Here is a 2,908-nt window from a genome sequence, read left to right as displayed (position 1 = left end):
GCAGCGAGGCTCAGCGCACAACCACGCCCCAGCACGCCGCCGCAACTCAAATCAGAACACGACTCCCAACCTCAGCCGATCGGTGGAATGAGGCTGAATCGTCCCGTTAAACACCAAAGGCCCGACGGCATTACCGTGGGCCAGAGGCTAGAAACCTAACGGAGAGACCTGCCTCCGCTTTCATCACTACTGTAACTGTTATGGCACTAACCACACAATCGAACGTAGCGCCGATATTCGCCAAGCTGGAACCGTATTTAACATCGACTCGGTTAGCGCCCTACATGACTGCCATGAATGACGATCACAAGAAAGCCATTCAGCTCTATAAATGGAATTTGAATCTCTCCGGGTCGGTGCATCAGGCGCTACAGGTGTTCGAAGTTGTCCTCCGCAACGCGATGGACGTCGAGTTATGCAGATGGAATGGCCAAGAAACTGACTCCGAGACTGGTAACTACAGAAATTCCGACTGGCTATTGGATCCCGCCCCACTTCTGGCGCGCCTCGTCACGACGGACAGCCGAGTCGAGGCGCGCCGTCGCGCAGCGCGGACTAAACCTGCTGGGGTACTAATCACTCACGCCGACATACTGGCCCAGCTATCAATGAGCACGTGGCGCTTCCTTCTGCCAGACAGGGATCCTGGCAGGCAGCACCTTTGGAATAGCGGGTTGCAGAATGCGTTTCCGAACTTGAGTCGATCGTCCGATGCTCTAGTGAACGCAGTGGAGGGCATCTACGCTCTCCGCAACCGCGTCGCGCACTATGAGCCGCTTTTGCGCACCACCCACATTCAGTCGCAAATGCAGGCAATGCGGGACGTACTGAAAGAAATCGACGTCGATGTCGAGATCTGGTTCTCCTCCACGCAACCTGTTTCCGCGGAAATGAAGAGAAGACCAGCTCCATAAGCAGCGCGCGCAGCCTTGAATAGGTTGATCCGGTCCAGCCCCACAAGCCCGCACTCCGGGCACCGCCACGACCTCGACGCCCGACACGCTCGACCCGGCAACTCGGGGACGCCTACTCGAAATTCGTTACCGTCATTCGTATTGCGTATTGCGTATCTGGTGATCCGATATGAGCATGAGTCTTCCTGAGATGACCGCCATGCGCACCTGCGGTTTCCCCGGCTGCGACGAGCCCGTGGACGCCACGCCCGGCGTCGGCCGGCCCTCAGAACCAGCCGTTCAGGTCGACGAACTCCGCACCACCCTGGACGCGCTCGAGCAGCGCGCCACCACCCTGGAGAGCGACCCGGTCGCCGCAGGCGAAGACAACGCACGCGCAAATGACGAGCTAACTGCTCTGACGGCCCAGCTGGCCGTCCAGACACTAGAGAACGTGACCGTGGTCGCTCAACTCGTCGAGGCACAGAACCTCGTCACCGCCGCCACAGCGATCAAGGACGAGGCTGTGGCGGCCGCGCGGGCCGCGGCCGTGCAGGCCGACGCCGACGAGGCGCGCGCCGAGCGGGCCGAGACGGAAGCGGCGAACACCCGCGCCCTGCTCGACCAGGTCCGGTTGGAGGGCGAGAGAGTCCGGGCGGAAGTGCTCTTGCTCAACGGGCGTCTGGCCACGGTCATCAGCGAACGCGAGCAACGCACCCGCGCTGACCGTGCCGAAGCAAATACCACCCGCCCCAGCCAGAAGTAGACCTGCGGACCACTCCCCCGCTACGCGTCGCGCGACGATGGGAAGCTTCACGGTGCGCGGCGGCTGCAGTAATGTGGCCGCGAGCGGGCCGCTTGGGGTTAGGCCTGGTCGTCCGGCTTGCTGTCGCGGCGGATTTGCGCGACGGCGCGGCTCAGGTTGGCACCGATCTAGTCGGCGTCGATGACGCGGCCGTAGGTCTTGGATCCCTCGGGACCGCAGCTGCTGGTGTGCTCTCGTCCGACGACGATTGCTGCATCTCCCTTGTGGAGCGTGTCTGCTGCGTCCTCGCCCAGCTCGAACCTGGCCTCCACGAAATGCGTTGTCGGGTCGACGTGCTCGAGGTGCCTTCCCGCGCGGCACTCCCGCGTGTTCTCATTGACTCTGGATTTCGTGATGCGGATGCTGCCGGTGGCGAGTAGCCGGAGTTGGTACTGGTCGTCCGACGATTGCACATCCGGCGAGGTGGTACTTCGTTTCTTGAGAGGCGGCACCGGCGGTGAGTTCTGGCCCGCCGCCGGCACGACCCGGTGCGTCCACTCCTGCCCCCCATGACCTTGCTGATCTCATCCGGTCACGTGTGTCGACATGAGCCGCCGCAACGTCGTCAACTCTGCTTCAACGAGCCCAAGAACTGGCGACGGCAGCGCCACCGAAGCGACCATCTCGCCCGCAATGTCCCTAGCTTCCCGTCGGAGAGCCTTCGGCGGCATCCTCCGCTGCGCCTTTGACGGCGCCCGCAGCCTTCTTTCCGGTGTCTCCCGCCTTCTGAGCGGCGACAAGTGCGACACCGATCGGGCCAGCAGCAACAGCGCCGCCAGCCGCAGCAGCCGCCCCGCCTGCCGCAGCTTGACCGCCCACAGCAGCGCCTGAACCGCCCCCGCTGGCCGCACTCGCCGAGGTCGTCATGGCGGGAGACTTCGATGACGTCATCATGGATCCGGTCGCTGCAGGGGACGAGCCGCCACCACCTCCTCCGCCCTTTCCCGCGGCCCCACCGACCCTTCGTACAGCACCAGTCGCCACCTCACCGAGCGCTCCACCGCCGGCTCCGGCCAGGGCTAGTGCAGCATTACCGCCTCCTCCTACCTGTGACACCATCGGTGCAAGGAATCGCATGAGCGCAGGTAGCGCACTCAAGGCGAGCACCATCATCACTAAGCCTCATTCCACCGATCGGCTGAGGTTGGGAGTCGTGTTCTGATTTGAGTTGCGGCGGCGTGCTGGGGCGTGGTTGTGCGCTGAGCCTCGC

Annotated in this window: 3 protein-coding genes; 2 read left to right on the top strand and 1 reads right to left on the bottom strand. The window is 63.4% G+C overall.

Annotated features, from left to right (window positions below):
• The first annotated feature begins 200 nt into the window (after positions 1-200).
• Together RCH12_RS18410 and RCH12_RS18405 are read left to right on the top strand one after the other, a co-directional pair.
• Positions 201-914 carry a hypothetical protein gene (locus RCH12_RS18410; RefSeq protein WP_327017871.1) on the top strand — a complete coding sequence of 238 codons (714 nt, stop codon included), beginning with the start codon at positions 201-203 and terminating at the stop codon, positions 912-914.
• A gap of 175 nt (positions 915-1,089) precedes the next feature.
• Positions 1,090-1,659, top strand: coding sequence for a hypothetical protein (locus RCH12_RS18405; RefSeq protein WP_327017870.1), 570 nt, complete (start codon positions 1,090-1,092; stop codon positions 1,657-1,659).
• Between the two features lie 167 nt (positions 1,660-1,826).
• On the opposite strand, the gene RCH12_RS18400 is transcribed toward RCH12_RS18405, so the two are convergent.
• Entirely contained in the window at positions 1,827-2,150 is a 324-nt protein-coding gene (locus RCH12_RS18400; protein WP_327017869.1) for a hypothetical protein, read from the bottom strand.
• Between the last annotated feature and the right edge of the window lie 758 nt (positions 2,151-2,908).

Origin of the sequence: Cryobacterium sp. MP_3.1, from assembly GCF_035984795.1 — a bacterium.
GTDB lineage: Bacteria > Actinomycetota > Actinomycetes > Actinomycetales > Microbacteriaceae > Cryobacterium > Cryobacterium zongtaii.
The sequence above is the reverse complement of the archived record's forward strand: the minus strand, read 5'-3'. Positions and strand labels throughout refer to the sequence as shown.

Bases quoted from the DNA above. Each gene is read 5' to 3' on its own strand.
- RCH12_RS18410 (WP_327017871.1), top strand. From the start codon at position 201: ATGGCACTAACCACACAATCGAACGTAGCGCCGATATTCGCCAAGCTG.
- RCH12_RS18405 (WP_327017870.1), top strand. From the start codon at position 1,090: ATGAGTCTTCCTGAGATGACCGCCATGCGCACCTGCGGTTTCCCCGGC.